Origin of the sequence: Acinetobacter rongchengensis (genome assembly GCF_003611475.1) — a bacterium.
GTDB classification, from domain to species: Bacteria; Pseudomonadota; Gammaproteobacteria; order Pseudomonadales; family Moraxellaceae; genus Acinetobacter; species Acinetobacter rongchengensis.
In genome coordinates this window covers 138,145-158,505 of record NZ_RAXT01000002.1, presented here as the reverse complement: position 1 = coordinate 158,505, position 20,361 = coordinate 138,145, and the positions used below count along the sequence as shown (strand labels likewise).

At 40.0% G+C, this 20,361-nt stretch carries 14 protein-coding genes; 13 read left to right on the top strand and 1 reads right to left on the bottom strand.

The window, feature by feature from the left end; all coding sequences use genetic code 11:
• Window positions 1-7 precede the first annotated feature (7 nt).
• The 4 genes from D7V20_RS02095 (at window position 8) to D7V20_RS02080 (ending at window position 4,914) form a co-directional block, all read left to right on the top strand.
• On the top strand, window positions 8-1,504 hold the full coding sequence (locus D7V20_RS02095) for a UDP-N-acetylmuramoyl-L-alanyl-D-glutamate--2,6-diaminopimelate ligase (RefSeq protein WP_120382691.1): 1,497 nt from the start codon (window positions 8-10) through the stop codon (window positions 1,502-1,504).
• 8 nt (window positions 1,505-1,512) lie between these two features.
• Entirely contained in the window at window positions 1,513-2,922 is a 1,410-nt protein-coding gene (locus D7V20_RS02090) for a UDP-N-acetylmuramoyl-tripeptide--D-alanyl-D-alanine ligase (protein WP_120382690.1), read from the top strand.
• Complete coding sequence (gene mraY, locus D7V20_RS02085; RefSeq protein WP_120382689.1) at window positions 2,922-4,040, top strand: phospho-N-acetylmuramoyl-pentapeptide-transferase; 1,119 nt, start codon at window positions 2,922-2,924, stop codon at window positions 4,038-4,040. The genes D7V20_RS02090 and mraY overlap by 1 nt, the downstream gene beginning before the upstream one ends.
• A gap of 70 nt (window positions 4,041-4,110) precedes the next feature.
• Entirely contained in the window at window positions 4,111-4,914 is an 804-nt protein-coding gene (locus D7V20_RS02080; RefSeq protein ID WP_120382688.1) for a putative RNA methyltransferase, read from the top strand.
• 69 nt (window positions 4,915-4,983) lie between these two features.
• Here D7V20_RS02080 and ponA read toward each other — a convergent pair whose 3' ends face one another.
• On the bottom strand, window positions 4,984-7,515 hold the full coding sequence (gene ponA, locus D7V20_RS02075; RefSeq protein ID WP_120382687.1) for a penicillin-binding protein PBP1a: 2,532 nt from the start codon (window positions 7,513-7,515) through the stop codon (window positions 4,984-4,986).
• 164 nt (window positions 7,516-7,679) lie between these two features.
• On the opposite strand from ponA, the gene D7V20_RS02070 reads away from it, so the two are divergent.
• The 9 genes from D7V20_RS02070 (at window position 7,680) to gltB (ending at window position 20,329) form a co-directional block, all read left to right on the top strand.
• Window positions 7,680-8,738 carry a pilus assembly protein PilM gene (locus D7V20_RS02070; RefSeq protein ID WP_120382686.1) on the top strand — a complete coding sequence of 353 codons (1,059 nt, stop codon included), beginning with the start codon at window positions 7,680-7,682 and terminating at the stop codon, window positions 8,736-8,738.
• Entirely contained in the window at window positions 8,738-9,388 is a 651-nt protein-coding gene (locus D7V20_RS02065; RefSeq protein WP_120382685.1) for a PilN domain-containing protein, read from the top strand. The genes D7V20_RS02070 and D7V20_RS02065 overlap by 1 nt, the downstream gene beginning before the upstream one ends.
• Window positions 9,385-10,134, top strand: coding sequence for a type IV pilus inner membrane component PilO (locus tag D7V20_RS02060; RefSeq protein WP_120382684.1), 750 nt, complete (start codon window positions 9,385-9,387; stop codon window positions 10,132-10,134). Before D7V20_RS02065 ends, D7V20_RS02060 begins: the two co-directional genes overlap by 4 nt.
• Entirely contained in the window at window positions 10,131-10,661 is a 531-nt protein-coding gene (locus D7V20_RS02055) for a pilus assembly protein PilP (RefSeq protein ID WP_120382683.1), read from the top strand. Before D7V20_RS02060 ends, D7V20_RS02055 begins: the two co-directional genes overlap by 4 nt.
• 20 nt (window positions 10,662-10,681) lie before the next feature.
• Entirely contained in the window at window positions 10,682-12,853 is a 2,172-nt protein-coding gene (gene pilQ / locus D7V20_RS02050) for a type IV pilus secretin PilQ (RefSeq protein WP_120382682.1), read from the top strand.
• 36 nt (window positions 12,854-12,889) lie between these two features.
• Window positions 12,890-13,432 carry a shikimate kinase AroK gene (gene aroK / locus D7V20_RS20085; RefSeq protein ID WP_029574407.1) on the top strand — a complete coding sequence of 181 codons (543 nt, stop codon included), beginning with the start codon at window positions 12,890-12,892 and terminating at the stop codon, window positions 13,430-13,432.
• A gap of 36 nt (window positions 13,433-13,468) precedes the next feature.
• Window positions 13,469-14,548: a 3-dehydroquinate synthase gene (gene aroB / locus D7V20_RS02040; RefSeq protein ID WP_120382681.1), complete on the top strand. Its 1,080-nt coding sequence runs from the start codon at window positions 13,469-13,471 to the stop codon at window positions 14,546-14,548.
• A gap of 17 nt (window positions 14,549-14,565) precedes the next feature.
• The gene (locus D7V20_RS02035) at window positions 14,566-15,429 is read left to right on the top strand and encodes an SPOR domain-containing protein (protein WP_120382680.1); all 864 of its coding nucleotides are present in this window, start codon (window positions 14,566-14,568) and stop codon (window positions 15,427-15,429) included.
• Between the two features lie 424 nt (window positions 15,430-15,853).
• The gene (gene gltB / locus D7V20_RS02030; protein ID WP_171407727.1) at window positions 15,854-20,329 is read left to right on the top strand and encodes a glutamate synthase large subunit; all 4,476 of its coding nucleotides are present in this window, start codon (window positions 15,854-15,856) and stop codon (window positions 20,327-20,329) included.
• The last annotated feature ends 32 nt before the right edge of the window (window positions 20,330-20,361 follow it).

Here is a 20,361-nt window from a genome sequence, read left to right as displayed (position 1 = left end):
GTAAAATATGACGATACATTTTCAAGACATCGTAAATGTCGAAACGCAACTACCTTGGATGTCTGAGCCCTTTGCTGGATTCAGTTTAGATAGCCGCTATATACAAAAAGGGCAAATTTTTATTGCTTTGACCAGTTATTCGCAACCAGAGAAAACACTGCAATTTGCACAATCTGCTTTAGAAAAAGGTGCTTTGGCAGTTGTGAGTGAAACAGATTTGGGACTTGCAAATGCTCTGATTTATCCTGAAGTTCGTCAACACATGGGGCAATGGCAAAAGCAGTTTTTACAAGCAACTGATCCAGTTCAAGCAGCGCATGTACTCGCGGTGACAGGAACCAATGGTAAAACCACCATTTCGCGCTTAGTTGCTGAGTTATTGATGTTGCAAGGTCAAAAGTGTGCAGTGATGGGGACGACGGGGAATGGTATTTTACCTCAGCTAGAAGCCTCATCGCATACCACCTTGGATGCATTACATTTACAAAATTTACTGCATGATTTTGCTCAACAAGGTGCGGAATTTGTTTCGCTTGAAGCAAGTTCGCATGGTTTGGAGCAAGGTCGTTTAAATGGCTGTAATATTGAGATTGCCGCGTATAGTAATTTAAGTCGTGATCACTTGGATTATCACGGAACGCTTGAAGCATATGCAGAAGCTAAATCTCGCCTATTTAAATTCTCAAGCTTAAAAGTTGCTGTCATCAATATCGATGACACATATGCCAATATCATGCTGAATGCTGCAAGTAGTAATCTTGCTCATCCTAAAGTATTGACCTATTCAACGTCTAAAGCTGCGGATTATCAAGTCTTTGGAATTAAATACAGTCTGGAAGGCGCCAGTTTTCATTTAAAAACAGTGAGAGGTGAGTTCACTGTGAATAGTCCTTTGCTTGGGCATTTTAATATTGAAAACTTAGTTGCGAGTTTAATTGTTGCTGAACAGGCAGGTTTTGACCTTGAGCAACTAATTGCAGCCGTTCCTAAACTTAAAGGCGCACCAGGGCGAATGCAGGTGATTCGTGATCAGGATCGTCTATTTGTCGTTGATTATGCGCATACCCCCGATGCTTTAACACAAGTATTAAAAACCTTAAAGCGTCATGTTGAAAATCAACTTTGGGCTGTGTTTGGGTGTGGTGGTGATCGCGATCGTGGTAAACGACCATTGATGACGAAAGCAGCATTGGAACAAGCGAATCCTGTGATGCTAACGTCAGATAATCCTCGCACAGAAGATCCTGAGCAAATTTTTGCAGATATGAAACGTGATATTGATTTTAGCCAACATGATGTTTATGAAATTCATGATCGTCGTGAAGCAATTAAGTATGCTGTAAAACATGCTCAAGCAGGTGATATCGTTGTGATCGCAGGCAAAGGGCATGAAAATTATCAAGAAATTGATGGCGTACGCCATTGGTTTGATGATGTCGTGGAGGTGCAATCAGCGATTGATGCACAACACCATAAACCAAATTCAGCTTATCCAGCTCAGTAGGAAAAGAGATGCACACCTCTACCACCAGTACTGTGCCTTTGGAGCCATGGTCAGCAGAGCAACTTGCTGAAGCGACTCAAGGTTATTGGTATTTAGATAAAGCACCACAAGGTGAAATTAAACGTATTTTAACCGATTCTCGTCATGCAGAATCTGGCGATGCATTTTTAGCCCTTAAAGGCGAGCGTTTTGATGCACATGATTTTGTAGCGCAGGTTGCGGCCAATGGTTGTCAAATTGCGATAGTAAGTCATCCTGTTGAAGTTGATATTTGCCAATGGGTTGTAGCAGATACGCGTTTGGCATTGGGGCATTTAGGTGCTTATCGTCGAGCGCAACATCCTCAGTTAAAAGTGATTGCATTGACAGGTAGTAGTGGTAAAACCACTACTAAAGAAATGTTGGGCAGTATTCTTTCACGTTTAGCGCCGACCTTAATTACACGTGGTAACCTCAATAATGATTTGGGTGTGCCGATGATGTTGTTAGAACTTCGAGCTGAACATCAATATGCAGTGATGGAGTTGGGTGCAAGTCATCAAGGTGAAATTGATTACACTTCAAACTTAGTTCAACCACATGTGGCAGGTATTCTCAATATCGGAACTGCGCATTTGGGTGAGTTTGGTGGGCGTGATGGCATTTGCCGTGCTAAATCAGAAATTTATGCACATATTGATTCGACAGGAACCTCAATCGTCCCTGCTGTTGATGATTTTACGGATACGATTCGCCAAGCAGTACAGACTGAAAAGGCGTTGAGTTTTGGGCAGAGTGGTGAAGTATTTGCAACAGAAATCCAATTACAGGCTCAATCTGCAACATTTACAATCAATACGCCTGTAGGTGTTCGTACAGTAAACTTACCTTTTGCAGGTGAGCATAATGTACATAATGCCGAAGCCGCGACAGCATTTGCTTTGGCGATTGGTATTGATTTAGATGATATTGTACAGGGTTTAGAGTCTGCCCAAGGTGCCAAAGGTCGTTTAAACTTTATCCATAAAGGCAATTATTTATTTATTGATGATACTTATAATGCTAACCCGACCTCGATGCGTGCAGCAGCAGAAGTACTCGCTCAACAAGAAGGGATCCGGGTAATGGTGATTGGTGATATTGGCGAGCTTGGGGATTCGGCTGCTCAACAGCATTATATGTTGGGACGTGACCTTGTTTCAGTAAAAGGGATTAATTTTGTGGTTGCTGTTGGTGAATTTTCACCTGCGACACAAGAAGGTGCAAGAAGCACTCAGTACGGTAAAAAAATGCAAGCTTTTCTTAACCAAGAACAAGCATTACCTTTATTATTAAGTTTAATTGAAACACATCAACCACAGTCCATGAGTTTCCTGTTTAAAGGTTCTCGTTATACCCATATGGAAACGTTGATGGCTGATTTGATGGAGAAAGTTTAATGCTGTTTTGGTTATTTCAGCACTTGGCGGGTTATGAAAATGCATTCCAAGTTGTTCGATATTTGTCATTTCGAGCACTGCTAAGTGTATTGACTGCATTGGCGATTGGTTGGGCTTTAGGTCCAGTCATGATTCGTAGATTGCAGGCCTTGAAATATGGGCAAGCTGTGAGTTCATTTGCACCTGAAAACCATGCAAAGAAAATGGGAACGCCAACGATGGGTGGGATTCTAATCCTACTTTCAATTGGTATCAGTACCTTACTTTGGGCTGATTTATCTAATCCGTATGTATGGATTGTACTGGGTGTTATGGTAATTTTTGGTGCTGTTGGATGGGCGGATGATTGGATTAAAGTTCGTTACAAAGACAATGCTGGATTACCTGCCAAGAAGAAATTCTTTTGGACTTCTGTGGGTTCATTGGGTGCTGGGATTGCGTTGTATATCATTGCGACACAACAAGAAAATCCTGTACATACTGCAAATATGCTAGATTTATTGATCCCATTCTTTAAAAATCTCAGTATTCCACTCTCTGCAATCCCATTGGGTATAGGTTTCATTATTTTCACGTATTTGGTGATTAATGGTGGTTCAAATGCAGTGAATCTAACAGATGGCTTGGATGGTTTGGCTATTATGCCAATTGTATTGGTTGCGGCAGGTTTAGGTGTATTTGCCTATTTGGCTGGTGATATTCGTTTTGCCAATTATTTACATATTCCGTATGTTAAATATACTTCTGAATTGGTCATTGTCTGCGCAGCAATGATTGGTGCAGGCTTGGCTTTCCTTTGGTATAACGCACACCCAGCTCAAGTATTTATGGGGGATGTTGGTGCATTATCATTGGGTGCAATGCTTGGTACGATTGCAGTAATGGTTCGTCAGGAGATTGTATTTGCAATAATGGGCGGTGTGTTTGTGGTTGAAGCCATTTCTGTATTTTTGCAAATCGGTTCATTGCGTATGCGTAATAAGCGTGTATTTCTTATGGCGCCTTTGCATCATCATTATGAGAAAAAAGGTTGGCGTGAAACCCAAGTGGTGATTCGTTTCTGGATTATTACAATTATGCTGGTAGTTTTAGGTCTAATGACTTTAAAATTGCGTTAAGCAAAAGTTGTTTGAGAAAGTCGGCAGTTGCCGGCTTTTTTTATGGCTTTAAAAGAGTTTGGAGAATGTTATGAATGTGTTGATGTGCCCAGTCTGTCGTGAAGCACTCAGCTTAACGGATAAAACGTGGCGCTGTATAAACAATCATAGCTATGATGTGGCAAAACAAGGCTATGTCAATTTACATGTCGTACAGCATAAACACAGTAAAAATCCGGGAGACACGCCTGAATCTGTTCAAGCACGCCGTGCATTTTTGAGTGGTGGTTTTTATGCACCCTTGCAACAAGCCATTGTTGAAAAAATTCGTGATTTAAGAATTGAAAATCTGTTGGATATAGGCTGTGGTGAAGGCTATTACACAGATGCAATGCAACAGGAAGTCATGCAATGTGTAGGCGTAGATATTGCCAAAAATGCAGTACAAGTTGCGGCGAAACTCAATAAAGAGGTGACTTGGGTTGTCGGTACTGGGGCAACTTTACCTGTATTAGATCATTCTATTGATTTGTGTACTAGTTTATTTAGTCCAATTCCGCAAGAAGAAATTCTACGTGTACTTAAAGCTAAAGCATATCTTATCGTTGTCACACCTGCACCTGAGCACTTATTGGCTATGCGTGAAGGGTTGTTTGAAGAAGTTAAAGCACATGAACCGCATAAGTTTGTGGAGCAGTTAAGAGAACATTTTGAATTGCTTGAGCATCCTATTGTTGAGTCTGTTTTCGAATTAGATCAAGTGCAATTGAAAAATCTTATCGCCATGACCCCTTATGCATATAAAGCAAAACCTGAAAAGCGTTTGGCTTTAGAAGCTCAAACAAAGACTCAATTAAAAGCAGCATTTCAAATTTATTTATTCCAGAAAAAATAATCTGGTCTATTTTCACAATCAATTTTCAATAAAAAACGCCATCATTGGATGGCGTTTTTTGAGAGCTGATTATTGGACTTCATTAATCAAGTTTTCCAATGCGTCACTTTCACGTTTTGGTGGACTTTGATCCATTGATGGTGGTGTTGCAGTACTTGGCTTAAGCGGTTGTTCTGCCTCATCAGGTAAATCATCAAAGTCATTTGATGGATTACGCGTTGGCGTAGTTGGTGTTGGGCGATAAAGAGGACGTGCTAAAGGTGGCGAAGTACGGTATTCCTCATTATTTTGATCAGCGGAAGGCTGTCCTCGTTGTTCACGAGAAATAGGTGCTTTGGCATTTTTATCGAAATGTACCCATGAAGATGGTGTGCCATCCAAAGCTTTACCCATGAAACTTGTCCATACAGGTAATGCTGCGATCCCCCCATATTCACGACGCCCTAGCGTAGTGGGTTGGTCAAAACCGACCCAAGCGATGGCAACCAACTTACCGTTGAAGCCAGCAAACCACGCATCTTTTGCATCGTTGGTGGTTCCTGTTTTACCGCCAATATCATCACGACCAATTTTAAGTGCTGCACGACCAGTACCATGTACAATCACATCACGTAAAATATTTGCCATATCAAAGGCAGACTGTGATTTTAAAATACGTTGTGCTTGGCGGTATTTGCTTTGTTCTTCTTTGCTAAGAGTAGTTTCTGGTTCAACAGCATCTTGAGTTGCACCTTCAATTACTTCGTCATCTGGGGTAACTTCAGGATCAGCACTAGTATCTTTAGTGTTAATACATGGAATACATGCATAATCGGGATTGGCTTCATAAATCACTTTGCCATAAGCATCTTCAATACGACTGATAAAGTGGGGTTGGATACGATAACCACCATTTGCAATGGTTGCATAACCTGTTGCCATTTGCACAGGCAATACTTGTGGTGTTCCTAGGGCAATGGTGAAATTACGTGGAATTTGATCTTCTTGAAGTCCAAAATCCATCAATAATTGTCGTGCACGTTCTACCCCAACATTTTGTAGTAATCGAACAGAAACAGTATTACGGGACAAATACAAGGCACGTCGTAAAGGAATCATTCCTAAATAACGTCCATCAGAGTTCTTTGGTGACCAGCGACCAATTGAAATTGGGCTGTCATTTACCATCGAATAAGGGGTCATACCACGTTCAAGTGCCAATGCATAAATGAATGGTTTAATGGTTGAACCAGGTTGACGCCAGCCTTGGATTGCACGGTTAAATTTAGATTGATAAAAGTTATAGCCACCTACAACAGCTTCAATCGAGCCATCATTGGGATTGATCGCAATCAATTGGCCTTGAACTTTAGGGGTTTGAACCAGTGACCATGCTGTTTTGTTGTCATTCGGTCTTAAACGGATAATATCTTTTACCGTAACAATTTGAGATGCTCGGCTTGGTGCTCCACCCACAGCATTGGCATTAATATATTTTCGAGCCCATGACATGCCTGACCAAGGCACAGTAACGGTTGAACCATCTTGTAATTTTGCTTCAAAACTATTATTACTGACTTTGACTACTTCAGCAGGGTAAGTATTTGCATAAGGTGTAAAATCTTTTAAGGGCTTATCATGTGCTTCCGCACCACGCCAGCCATGGCGTCGATCGTAATCCTCTAAACCTTTTTGTACGGCATCCTCAGCATACTGTTGGCGTTTACTGTCAATAGTTGTGTACACCTTATAGCCAGAATCAATCGCTAGTTCACCAAATTTTTCGACCAATTCTGAACGAACCATTTCTCCAACATATGGAAATTTATTGCTTAAACCACGATCTGGCATGCTCAGATTAATCGGCTCGGCAACTGCTTTTTGATACTCGGTTTGGTTGAGGTAACCCAGTTGTAACATTCGCCCTAAAATCCAATTGCGACGTTCTAAAGCACGTTCAGGATTAACCACAGGGTTATACTTGGAAGGTGCTTTGGGTAAGCCTGCAATCATGGCCATTTGGGCAACACTAAGCTGATCTAAATTCTTGTTATAATAAATTTTTGCAGCAGCGGCGATACCATATGCATTTTTACCCAAAAAGATTTTATTGACATATAACGATAAAATTTCTTCTTTAGATAAGTTCTGTTCTATTTTACGTGCTAAAAAAACTTCAGTCAGTTTGCGCTTTAAAGTTCGTTCTGGGGATAAATAATAGTTTTTAGCCACTTGCATGGTGATGGTCGAGCCACCAGTTTGGACGTTCGAGCCTGTCACACTTTCACTCACAGCTCGACCTAAACCTTTGAAGCTAATTCCACTATGTTCAAAAAATGAAGAATCTTCTGCAGCTAAAAATGCATGAATGAAATGCGGAGGGATCTGATCGTATTCAACAGGTACAGAAAGTTTGCCTCCATATTCTGCAATTAGCTGATTATCAGCTGAATAAACTTGCATAGGTTTAAGCAATGGCGCCTTTTTTAAAGAGCTCATTTCTGGCAACGATGGGGCAATATATAGATACATACCATAAAAGCCCATCGGAATTGCGACTAAAATAATAATAATCAGCAAAAAAAATGGATGAATATGACCTGAACAAGATAGCTTTTTCATAACAAGTAAGTTTTAATAATAGCTAATGGCAAACTAATTGCTGGTCAGTATAGCTTTTCATTTGATAGATTGTTAGATGGGATATTGTATCTGTAAAAAATTAAGACCAATTGCAGTCGGTTTGTGTTATGTATTGGGGATAAAAAAATAATAGGAAATGTATCGTGCTTAGACTATATCGTAAGCCAAATAAGGGGTTAATAGGAGTAGATATTAGTTCTACTTCTGTAAAAATATTAGAACTCTCTGTTAAGAACGGTCGTTACTGGGTTGAAAGCTATGGATTAAGCCCCTTGCTTGATGGGAGTGTTGTAGAAAAAAACATTCTGAATCCAGAAGCAGTTGCTGATGCGTTGGAAAGAGCAGTCAATATTGCCAATCCTCAATCGCAAAATGTAGCTGTTGCAGTTCCAACCTCTATGGTGATTCATAAAGTCATAGAAATGGATGCTGATATGTCTGATGAAGAGCGGGAAGTTCAGATTCGAATGGATGCAGAGCAATACATTCCATTCCCATTGGATGAAGTGAGTCTGGATTTTGAGGTTCTTCAAGATAAATTAGCAGTTTCAAACCGTGTGAATGTTTTATTGGTTGCAACACGTACAGAAAATATTGATTCTCGTATTGAAGTCTTAGAGATTGCAGGTCTATCCCCAAAAATTGCTGATGTCGAAAGTTATGCAATTGAACGGGCTTTTGATGTTTTTTCAGATACCTTGCCGATCGGCGCAAATATGGTGGGTGTCTTGGATATCGGCCATACCATGACGACACTTTCTGTGATGCAAAATGGCAAGATTATCTATACCCGTGAACAAGTTTTTGGTGGAAAGCAATTAACCCAAGACGTGCAAAATCGTTATGGTTTGTCTTATGAAGAAGCAGGCCGTGCCAAAAAAGATCGAACTTTACCTGATGATTTTGAAACAGAAGTACTCATGCCATTTCTTGAAGCTGTTGTTCAACAAGCTGCACGTTCATTGCAATTCTTTTTTTCATCTTCTCAGTTTAATGAGATTGACCATATTCTGTTGGCTGGGGGGAATGCAAATATTCCAGGGCTAGCAAAATTATTACAACAAAAACTAGGCTACCGCGTCACTATAGCAAACCCTTTTTTACAAATGGGATTCTCTCCACAAATTGACTTAAACAAAATAGAGAATGATGCGCCATCGTTGATGGTAGCGTGCGGCTTAGCTTTGAGGAGTTTTGATTAATGGCAAAGATTAACTTACTCCCTTGGCGTGATGAGCTAAGAGAACAGCGAAAAAAACAATTTATTGCGATTTGTATTGGGGTTGCACTTTTAGGTCTATTGAGTGTATTACTGACTTGGTTCTATTTTGATCATAAATTAGAAGATCAAGAGCAAGCCAATCAACTGATTACCAGTACTAATCAAAATTTGGATGCCCAATTAAAAACATTAGATGGCTTGCAAGAGCGTCGCAATGCCATTATTGAGCGAATGAAGTTGATTCAAGGCTTACAAGGACAACGCCCTGTTACGGTACGTTTGGTTGATGAATTAGTGCGAGTTACACCTGCACAAATGTATTTGACGAAATTCAGTAGAGTAGGTGATAAATTTACCATCGAAGGTCGAGCTGAAAGTCCAAACACAGTTGCAGAGCTTTTACGTGGCTTAGAGGCTTCAGAATGGTATCGTAATGCGTTTATGAATTCTTTCTTAGCTGTAGAAGAAAACAAAAATAAAACACCAACATCTGTTATTCCACGCGTTGAAGAGTCGTATGGAAGTTTTGTGGTTACGGTAGATTTAGGGGAAATTGCAGTATCTACAACAACAGATGAAAATACTGCGAATAAAGCTGAACAAGTTCCAGCTGCTGGGGGTGCGAAATGAATCGTGAAGATTTAGAAAAAATAGATTCATCCGTCAAAGATGCGCCAAAGAAAAACAGCATGACCGTTGAGAAATTTTTTCAACAGTTTAATACATTGGATATGAATAACTATGGAAGTTGGCCTTTCTCGGTCAAAATCACTTGTTGGTTATTCTTATTCTTTGTTGTATGTGCAATCGGTTATTTCTTAGCGATTAAACCGAAATTGGATGCGATTGATCAAGCCCGCACGGTTGAACAAAATTTATTGAATGAGTTTAAAGAGAAAGATTCTAAGCTAAGAAATTTGCAGCAATATCAGGCGCAATTACAGCAAATGGAAATCAACTTTACTCAGCAATTAGAACAACTTCCGAAAGAAACTGAAATTCCAAGTTTGGTTGAAGATATTAACGTTACTGGCGTAAGTTCTGGTTTGAAATTTAAAAATATCAAATTGGAACCTGAGGTTAAGCAAGAATTCTTTATTGAACAACCGATTTCGATTGATGCGACAGGTGATTATCACTCTTTTGGTAGTTTTGTGAGTAGTATTGCAGTGTTGCCACGTATTGTGACGCTCCATGATTTTACGATTACTGGAACACCGAGTAATGATAAAAAATCGGATGTACCTGTCATTGATTATACAATTAAAGCAAAAACTTATCGTTATGTCGGTAGCGATGAAAATCAAAAAAATACGCAAACAAATAATGTTGCTCCTGGTACAACGACACCACCGCAAGGAGGGAAGCCACAATGAAAAAGGTCTATAAAATAATTTGTGGGATCTCATTTGCTGCGTTATTGGTGGGTTGTGATTCACGAATTGATGCAGTAAATCAACAAATGGCTAATATTAGGAATGAACAGCCATTACCCATTGAGCCTGCTCCTGTATTTACACCTGTTCCGAGTTTTAACTATTCAGCTCAACAGTTGCGTAGTCCCTTTTTACCAAGCTCCTTGGCAAATGAATTAAAAATTATGTCTGGTAAGCGCGTTTATCCGAACTTTTCTAGACAGTCTCAACCCCTTGAAAGTTACCCTTTGGAGTCCTTGACACTTAAAGGCAGCATGAAAAGCAATACGGGACAAATAGTTGGTTTAATTCAAACGCCTGATGGTGAAATTGAACGTGTACAACGTGGTAACTATATGGGAATGAATCAGGGACGAATCATTGAGATTACACCTACTCGTATTGATTTATTAGAAATAGTACCAGATGGTCGGGACGGTTATATAGAGCGACCACGTAGTTTGGTTCTAATAGGTCCAGTGGATTGAAACTGAATTAAGGAATAAAAATGAAAAATAGTTTGAAAAGCATGTTTAGTGGGGATGGTCAATTTATGAATAGTCACCTTCGTCAATTCACTATGGCGGCTGTATCGATTGCAGTAATGCAAGTTGCAACAGCACAAACAACGATGACCAATGTCGTGCCAATGAAAATACCTGGGCAAGGGACTGAGATTCGTGTCATGTTTAATGGCCTACCACCACAGCCACAAGCATATCAATTAGAAAATCCATCTCGATTAATTTTGGATTTTGATAATGCAAAACAAAATCTAACGCAAACGACAATTCCAGTAGCAAGTGAAGAGGCATCCTCTGTAGATGTAAGTGCTGATGATCAGCGTTCCCGTTTAACGGTGAATTTAAAAAATAGCGGTGTTTTTACAACAAGAGTTGAAGGCAATACCTTTATTTTGAAAATGAATAGTGCAAGCCAAGCAACAGCGTTACCAACGTATTCAACGCCTGTTGCTACAAAGCAGGCTCAACAAGGGATTGCAGATATTGGTTTTCAGCGAGGAAATGTTGGTGAAGGTCAGGTTTTTGTGACCTTGGCTGGAGCGAATACGCCGATTGATGTGCAACAACAGGGGAGTAAAGTTGTTATTCGTACCTTGGGGAATAAAATCCCAGCACATTTAATTCGTCGTTTAAACGTCAATGATTTTGCAACGCCAGTCTCATCAGTTGATGCTTATAACGATGGTGCAAATGGTGTTATCACAATTCAGTCTTCTGGTAGTTATGAATATATGGCTTATCAGGCTGAAAATAAGCTAACTGTCAGTTTGAAACGTCCTGTTGAAAATAAACTTGCTCGACCAAGTGCAAGCCAATCCTATACAGGGAAGAAAATATCTTTAGATTTCCAAGATATTGAAGTACGTCGTGTACTACAATTACTTGCTGACTTTACGGGAATCAATATGGTGGCTTCGGATAGCGTACAGGGCAATATTACCTTGCGCTTAAAAGATGTACCATGGGATCAGGCGCTAGATATTGTTTTAAAAACCAAAAATCTCGATAAACGTCGTAATGGTAATGTGATTTGGATTGCGCCAGTAACAGAGTTGATTAAAGCCGAAGAAGAAGAGGCTAAAGCACTTGCGCAAAGCATAAAACTTGCGCCAATACAAACGGAATATATCCAACTAAGTTATACCAAAGCTGCTGATATTTTAAAGTTATTAGAAGATTCAAGAGAACCTAAGAATGCGCAGACTAATCGTACAAGCGCCTCAGATTCTTTGGCTTTAGAGAGTTTATTGAGCTCAAGAGGAAGTGTGGTTGCAGATACCCGTACCAATACATTAATTATCAATGATACCGCTCAGAATATTGATAAAGTGCGTAAAATGATTGATTTATTAGATGTGTCGGTAAAACAAGTCATGGTTGAGGCGCGTATTGTGCGAGCGAGTACTGATTTTACCAAAGAGATGGGGGTAAAGTGGGGTATTTTATCTAAAGGAATTAACCAAAATAATGATTTGCTGGTTGGCGGCAGTGATACAACTTTATGGGATTTAAAAACACCTGACGATGATGGAAAATATACAATCAATCGTCCAGATAACCTAAACGTAGATTTAGGTATTGAGAATGCAGCGGGTAAAATTGCCTTTGGTTTAATCAGTTTGTCTGATTTTATGTTGGACTTAGAGCTATCTGCATTACAGGCTGATGGTTATGGTGAGGTCATTTCTACTCCAAAAGTGATGACTGCGGATAAGCAAAAAGCCAAAGTAGCTTCGGGTCAACAGGTTCCTTACCAATCTGTAGAAACGGCCGGAGGTACTGCAACTGCAACAACTTCATTTAAAGATGTGTTGTTGAGTTTAGATGTAACACCTAGTATTACCCCTGACGGTAAAGTACAAATGCAACTCAATATTACCAGTGATACTGTGGGTGCTCCTGCACCAAATGGTGAGTTGACATTGAATAAAAATGAAATCAATACCAATGTATTGGTGGATAATGGCGAAACTGTTGTTTTGGGGGGGATTTTTGAACAACAAACTCAAAATAGCCAGACTAAAGTTCCGTTCTTAGGGGATATTCCTTATCTAGGTCGTTTATTCCGTAAAGATGTGAAATCTGATAACAAGCGTGAGTTATTAATCTTTGTGACACCTAGAATTGTTAATGACAGTCGCACTAGAAATCATTAATATACTTTCAATGAAAGCAATTCGATAGGTGACTCCTTGCCAAGCAAAGAGTTTGAAACCCTACCAAATATTTATTTGGTAGGGCCCATGGGAGCAGGCAAAACAACAGTCGGTCGGCATTTGGCAGAACTGTTAGGTCGTGAATTTTTAGATAGCGATCATGAAATAGAACGAAAAACTGGGGCGTCGATTCCTTGGATTTTTGAGAAAGAAGGTGAGCAAGGTTTCCGCACAAGAGAAACCATCGTTATAGATGATTTAACTTCCAAGAAAAATTTAGTTGTCGCAACAGGTGGTGGCGCTGTGACACAAGTGATGAATCGAGAGTATCTCAAGCATAGAGGTATTGTGATCTATTTATACACACCTGTGGAAATTCAACTGTTACGTACACATCGAGATAAAAATCGTCCTTTATTACAAGTTGAGCATCCAGAACAGAAATTAAAAGATTTGCTTAAAATCCGTGATCCGCTATATCGAGATGTTGCACATTATATTATTGAAACCAATCAAGGTGCTGCACGAGATTTAGCTTTGAAAATATTGCAGCTTATTGTTTCAAAAGAGATTGTTTAATTTATAAATCAGCTTTATTTATTATTTGGCAGAATCATGCAAACTTTACATGTAGAACTGGGTGAACGTCGTTATCCAATTTTTATTGGTAGTCATTTAAATCCACAGCAATTACTTGAGCCCTATATCCATGGGCGTCAGGTCATGGTTGTCACCAATACTACAGTGCAACCTTTATATTTATCTCATTATGTAGAAGCGATTGAAGAACTGGGTAAGCAGGTTGCGGTATGTGTATTGCCTGATGGCGAAAAGTATAAAAACATTGAACATTTAAATCTTATTTTCAATGCTTTGCTTGAAGCAGGTTTTAATCGTGATTGTACGGTACTGGCTTTAGGTGGTGGTGTTATTGGTGATATGGCAGGTTTTGCATCCGCATGTTTCCAACGTGGCGTATATTTTATTCAAGTACCTACAACTTTATTGTCACAAGTGGATTCAAGTGTAGGTGGAAAAACGGGGATTAATCACCCATTGGGTAAAAATATGATAGGGGCTTTTCAACAACCCCAAGTTGTTTTAGCTGATATGGCTCAGTTAAAAACTTTACCAGCACGTGAATTATCAGCAGGTCTAGCCGAAGTAATTAAATATGCTTTGTTGGGTGATGAAGACTTTTTGATTTGGTTGGAAACCAATATTGAGGGGTTGGTAGCAAGAGATTTTGAATTACTCGCTGAGGCGGTCTATCGTTCTTGTGCGCATAAAGCACGTATTGTTGCAAATGATGAAAAAGAGCAAGGAGAGCGAGCTTTACTTAACCTAGGACATACTTTTGGTCATGCCATTGAGTCATATCTTGGTTATGGGATATGGTTGCATGGTGAGGCTGTGGCAACAGGTATGGTGATGGCTGCAGACTTATCTTATCGAATGGGGTGGATTTCGCAAAATGATGTAGAGCGTACAAAAAACATCATACAACGTGCTCAATTGCCTGTAGCATGTCCTAAAATTCCACTCGATGAGTTTTTAGCATATATGTCGCATGATAAAAAGGTATTGAATGGGCAACTCCGTTTAGTCTTGTTGAAGCAGCTTGGTCAGGCGATTATCACGAAAGATTTTGATGTAGAATTGATGAAACAAGCGATTTTAGCAAATCAAGTATAGAAAAAGGTTAGTTTTACATGGTAGCAATTCGTACAAATTGGCAAAATATTCGACAATATATTTGGTTAGTTGGCGGATTGCTGTGTCTCCTTGTGGCTTTGATTTTTTGGGCAATCACGGATACCAAAGATTTGGTTACGGTAACAAATCCAATTGGTGAAACTCAAGTCCAGATTCAGCCTGAAAAAGTTGCTGCATCTGCTCATTTGGGAAGTTTGATGGACGAGGTGCGCCCACTTGAAATGACGACTCGTGTTGTAACCGCAGGGAATCATGCTGCTGAATTTCGTGGGACTAAATTCTTCCAAGAAAATAAGAAGACTTGGACAGTCGAGCTATTTAAAGTAACGGATGAAGATATTATTCGTAGCTTTTTACAAAAGCAGCTCGATCGTAAGAACTTTATCTATTTCCGTCTAAGTGGTGAAAATCAAACTGAACAATATGTTTTGGTTTATGGTGTATTCAAAAATGATGATCAAGCTCAGGCGCAATTAAAACAACTAAACTTTAAGTTTCCTAATACGATCCATCCTCAAGCAATTCAATTCGAAAAATATGCATCCTTGGTGAATGATCTAGGATCAGATGAAATGATGGGTACAAATAAGCTTTATGAAGTGAAATTGAAATCAGCACCACTTCCTGTGATTGATGAATCTTTATTGGCTCAAGCAAAATCAGCGCTTACGGCCATTGGTTCAGCAGCGCTCAATACTACACAAACAACAATTACTCGTCGTGATGAATCGGGTACGGTCGTAGATGTGCAAAAATCACAATCAACAATTGCACAACCACAAAACAAGACCAAAGATCCAACTGTGACTTCTACTGAGAAAAAGCCAGTAGAGCACGAAATCAGTGATCCTTTTAATTAATATTCAGCTCTAATATGGTGCAATTTTAAGTAATAAACTTATTTTTGATCACTATTGGTGCTTAAAGATTGATTAGGTATTTAAGCAAATTTATAGCAAGGCTTTTATTTTAATATATTTGAGTAGTTTGGTGACTAAGAATAATAATTGGCATATTTTTTGCTTTATTGTTGCGCTAATTGAGTTAATTGTCCCTATTTTGGCGCGAAATGATTCAATTGGTGTGCGATATTCGTCTATTTAAGTGCTTTAATACAGTGCGAAAGTTGTAAAACAATTTTTCAATTAAAGTGAAAAGAGACTGGTGTTTCATTGTAACTAAGTGGTTTACTAGCTTACGAAAATGCCTGAAAAGTCGTAATTTAAGGTTTGAATGTTTTTCGCCCTTAATGGGCCTATGTAGAAAGAAGGGTACGCTATGCACATGCCATCGCCTAACACTGTAGCTCCCGCTCAAGGTTTATACCAACCGGATGAGTTTAAAGATAACTGTGGTTTCGGCTTAATCGCCCATATGCAAGGTGATGCAAGTCACGACTTGGTCAAGACCGCAATTCATAGTCTAAGTTGTATGACGCACCGTGGTGGTATTGCTGCAGATGGTAAGACCGGTGATGGTTGCGGATTGCTCTTGGCTATGCCGAAAGCATTCTTCCGTGAAGAAGCAAAAAAAATTAGTGATATTACACTGAGCGAAATATTTGCTGTTGGAACTGTATTCTTAAATTTAGATCCAGCATTAGCCGCGCATGCAAAGCAAATTTTGACCAAAGAAATCGAAGAAGAAGGTTGCCGTGTGATTGGTTGGCGTGTTGTTCCAACCAATAATGATGCTTTAGGTTCGATTGCAATGCAGTCATTACCTGCGTTTGAGCAAATTTTTGTGAATTGCCCAATGGGTGTAACAGAAGCAGAATTCAATCGTAAGTTATTTATGGCACGTCGTCGTGCAGAACAAAAAATTACTAATGATCCATACTTTTATGTGACTACACTGTGTTCTACCGTGATTAGCTATAAAGGTTTGATGATGCCTGCATATATTGCAGAATTCTATACAGACCTTGCAGATGAGCGTTTAGATTCACATATTGTTGTGTTCCATCAGCGTTTCTCAACCAATACTTTACCACGTTGGCCTTTGGCACAACCATTTCGCTATTTAGCGCACAATGGTGAAATAAATACTATTACAGCAAACCGTAATTGGGCTGCTGCGCGTACACCTAAATTTGAAAACCCACTATTACCAGGTTTAACTGAGCTTAATCCGATCGTCAATCGTACAGGCTCAGATTCATCAAGTATGGACAATATGCTTGAAATCCTCGTTGGTGGTGGTATGGACTTGTTCCGTGCATTACGTATGCTTGTTCCACCAGCTTGGCAGAACGTAGAAACTTTAGATGCAGACTTACGTGCATTCTATGAGTTTAACTCGAAGCATATGGAAGCTTGGGATGGCCCTGCAGGTCTAGTTATTCAAGATGGTCGTCATGCGATTTGTATGTTAGACCGTAATGGATTACGTCCAGCGCGTTGGGTCATTACTAAAAATGGCTATATTACACTTGCATCAGAAATTGGTGTATGGGGTTATGAGCCTGAAGATGTGGTGTCTAAAGGTCGTGTAGGCCCAGGTCAAATCCTTGTGGTTGATACCTTTACAGGTAAAATGCTTGACACTAAAGATGTTAGCAACCATTTGAAAAAAATGCGCCCTTATCGTGAATGGTTACGTGAACACTCGATCCATTTACAAGGTAGCCCAGAGCTTGAAGAATACTTATGTGATCAAGGTTTGAAAGGTGATGATCTAAAAGCTGCTCAGAAAATGTTTATGGTGACATTTGAAGAGCGTGATCAACTTCTTCGTCCTATCGCTGAAAGTGGTCAGGAAGCTGTAGGTTCGATGGGTGACGATACGCCAATGGCAGTCTTGTCACGCCAAGTACGTCATGTAACGGATTATTTCCGTCAACAATTTGCTCAGGTAACTAATCCACCAATTGATCCATTACGTGAATCAATTGTGATGTCATTGGAAACGTGTCTAGGCCGTGAGCAAAATGTATTTGAGCAAAGCCCAGAACATGCGGATCGTTTGATTATTTCAAGCCCGGTACTTTCAAATTCAAAAATGCACCAAATTCGTACCATTGGTCGTAAAGGTTACGAAATTGCTGATATTGATATGAACTATGCGGAAGCGGAAGGTTTAGAAGCAGCAATTACACGTATTTGTGAAGAAGCGGCGCAAGCGGTACGTGATGGTAAAACTTTATTGGTTATTTCCGATAAAAAAATTCGTGAAGGTTATTTACCTGCGAATACTGCGATGGTGACTGGTGCGATCCACCATTACCTGATCAGCGTTGGTTTACGTACGGATGCCAATATTATTGTCGAAACTGCGATTGCACGTGATCCGCATCAATTTGCTGTGATCTTGGGCTTTGGTGCAACGGCAATTTACCCATATTTAGCGTATGACGTGATCAATGATTTGATTGCGAAGGGTGAGTTATTGGGTGACCCAATCCATGCTCAAGCAAACTTCCGTAAAGGTATTGAAAAAGGCTTACTAAAAGTCCTTTCGAAAATGGGTATTTCTACGGTCGCGTCTTATCGTGGTGGTCAATTATTTGAAGCGGTGGGTTTATCTGAAGAAGTTGTGAATAAATGCTTCACAGGTGTACCAAGCCGTATCAAAGGTGCAACTTTTGTTGACCTTGAAAATGATCAGAAAAAACTCGCTGAACTTGCTTGGAAAGCACGTAAACCTATTGAACAAGGCGGATTATTAAAATTCGTTTTCGATAAGGAATATCATGCATTTAACCCTGATGTAATCAATGCATTACATAAATCAGTGCGTTCAGGCAACTATGCTGACTTTAAAGAATATGCGGAATTGGTAAATAATCGTCCAATTGCAACGATTCGTGATTTATTTAAATTAAAAACGGATCATTCGATTCCATTGGAAGCAGTTGAGTCTGTGGAAGAAATTTTGCCACGCTTTGACTCTGCGGGTATGTCCTTGGGTGCTTTATCACCTGAAGCGCATGAAGCGATTGCGATTGCAATGAACACAATTGGTGGTCGTTCAAACTCAGGTGAGGGCGGTGAAGATCCTGCACGTTACGGTACGATTCGTAACTCGAAAATCAAACAGATTGCTTCGGGTCGTTTCGGTGTAACACCTGCATATTTAACTTCTGCTGAAGTTCTACAAATTAAAGTTGCTCAAGGTGCAAAACCGGGTGAGGGCGGTCAGTTACCGGGTGGTAAAGTGAATGGCTTAATTGCACGTTTACGTTATTCAGTTCCGGGTGTAACACTTATTTCTCCACCACCGCATCATGATATTTATTCAATCGAAGACTTATCACAATTGATTTTTGACTTGAAACAAGTCAACCCTCAAGCTATGGTTTCTGTGAAACTCGTATCAGAGCCAGGTGTGGGAACCATTGCAGCGGGTGTAGCAAAAGCATACGCAGACTTCATTACCATTTCTGGTTATGACGGTGGTACTGCAGCTTCTCCATTGTCTTCGATTCACCACGCGGGTTCGCCATGGGAATTAGGTCTTTCTGAAGCGCACCAAGCACTTCGGGTAAATGATTTACGTGGTAAAGTACGTGTACAAACAGATGGCGGTTTAAAAACAGGTTTAGACGTTGTGAAAGCCGCAATTCTTGGTGCTGAAAGCTTCGGCTTTGGTTCAACGCCAATGATCGCATTGGGTTGTAAATACCTACGTATTTGCCATTTAAATAACTGTGCGACTGGTGTTGCTACACAACAAGATAAATTACGCCAAGAGCATTATATTGGTGAGCCAGAAATGCTCATCAACTTCTTCCACTTTATTGCGGAAGAAACACGTGAATGGCTCGCTGCTTTAGGTGTTGCATCACTGAAAGACTTGATTGGCCGTACAGATTTACTAGAAGTACTGCCTGGTGAGACTGAGAAACACGCACACCTTGATTTAAGTGCTTTACTTGAATCACATCCATCTGCTGAAGGTAAGGCACAGTATTGTCAAGTTCAGGGGAATGCTCCATTTGACAAAGGTGTACTTGCAGAAAAAATGATTGCCGAAATGCTTCCAGCAATTGAAGCAGGTACAGGTGGTGAATATCATTTTACCGTAGGTAACTGTGACCGTTCTATCGGGGCGCGTATTTCAGGTGAAATTGCGAAACGCTATGGTAACTTGAGCATGGAAGCGCATCCTGTAAAAGTGAATTTAACCGGTACTGCGGGTCAATCATTGGGTGTTTGGAATGCAGGTGGTTTGCATATCAAACTTGAAGGTGATGCGAACGATTACGTTGGTAAAGGTATGGCAGGTGGTCGAGTATCGATTTTCCCACCAAAAGGTTCGCCTTTCCAAACTCAAGAAACAGCAATCATTGGTAACACATGTTTATATGGTGCAACTGGTGGTAAACTATTTGCTGCTGGTACTGCGGGTGAGCGTTTCGCTGTACGTAACTCTGGTGCATTTGCCGTGATTGAAGGTGCAGGTGATCACTGTTGTGAATACATGACGGGTGGTATTGTGACTGTACTTGGTAAAGTGGGTCATAACTTTGGTGCAGGTATGACGGGTGGTTTTGCCTATGTGCTTGATTTAGATAATGACTTTGTCGATCATTATAATCACGAGTTGATTGAGTTAAATCGTATTTCTACAGAATCGATGGAAGAGCACAAAGAGTTCTTAGGTCGTATCTTAGATGAGCATATTAAAGAAACAGGTAGTGCTTGGGCGTATAAGATCCGCAATGAGTTTGATTTCTATGGTCGTAAATTCTGGCTAGTAAAACCAAAAGCTGCAAATTTACAGACGTTGTTGAAAACAACTCAAGCTGATCCACAATAATTCCACTACTGTAGATATATAGGCAGGTGCAG

What these genes read in the sequence shown, in the direction of transcription:
- D7V20_RS02095 (WP_120382691.1), top strand. Translation starts at nt 8, where the DNA reads ATGACGATACATTTTCAAGACATCGTAAATGTCGAAACGCAACTACCT.
- D7V20_RS02090 (WP_120382690.1), top strand. Translation starts at nt 1,513, where the DNA reads ATGCACACCTCTACCACCAGTACTGTGCCTTTGGAGCCATGGTCAGCA.
- mraY (WP_120382689.1), top strand. Translation starts at nt 2,922, where the DNA reads ATGCTGTTTTGGTTATTTCAGCACTTGGCGGGTTATGAAAATGCATTC.
- D7V20_RS02080 (WP_120382688.1), top strand. Translation starts at nt 4,111, where the DNA reads ATGAATGTGTTGATGTGCCCAGTCTGTCGTGAAGCACTCAGCTTAACG.
- ponA (WP_120382687.1), bottom strand. Translation starts at nt 7,515, where the DNA reads ATGAAAAAGCTATCTTGTTCAGGTCATATTCATCCATTTTTTTTGCTG.
- D7V20_RS02065 (WP_120382685.1), top strand. Translation starts at nt 8,738, where the DNA reads ATGGCAAAGATTAACTTACTCCCTTGGCGTGATGAGCTAAGAGAACAG.
- D7V20_RS02060 (WP_120382684.1), top strand. Translation starts at nt 9,385, where the DNA reads ATGAATCGTGAAGATTTAGAAAAAATAGATTCATCCGTCAAAGATGCG.
- D7V20_RS02055 (WP_120382683.1), top strand. Translation starts at nt 10,131, where the DNA reads ATGAAAAAGGTCTATAAAATAATTTGTGGGATCTCATTTGCTGCGTTA.
- pilQ (WP_120382682.1), top strand. Translation starts at nt 10,682, where the DNA reads ATGAAAAATAGTTTGAAAAGCATGTTTAGTGGGGATGGTCAATTTATG.
- aroB (WP_120382681.1), top strand. Translation starts at nt 13,469, where the DNA reads ATGCAAACTTTACATGTAGAACTGGGTGAACGTCGTTATCCAATTTTT.
- D7V20_RS02035 (WP_120382680.1), top strand. Translation starts at nt 14,566, where the DNA reads ATGGTAGCAATTCGTACAAATTGGCAAAATATTCGACAATATATTTGG.
- gltB (WP_171407727.1), top strand. Translation starts at nt 15,854, where the DNA reads ATGCCATCGCCTAACACTGTAGCTCCCGCTCAAGGTTTATACCAACCG.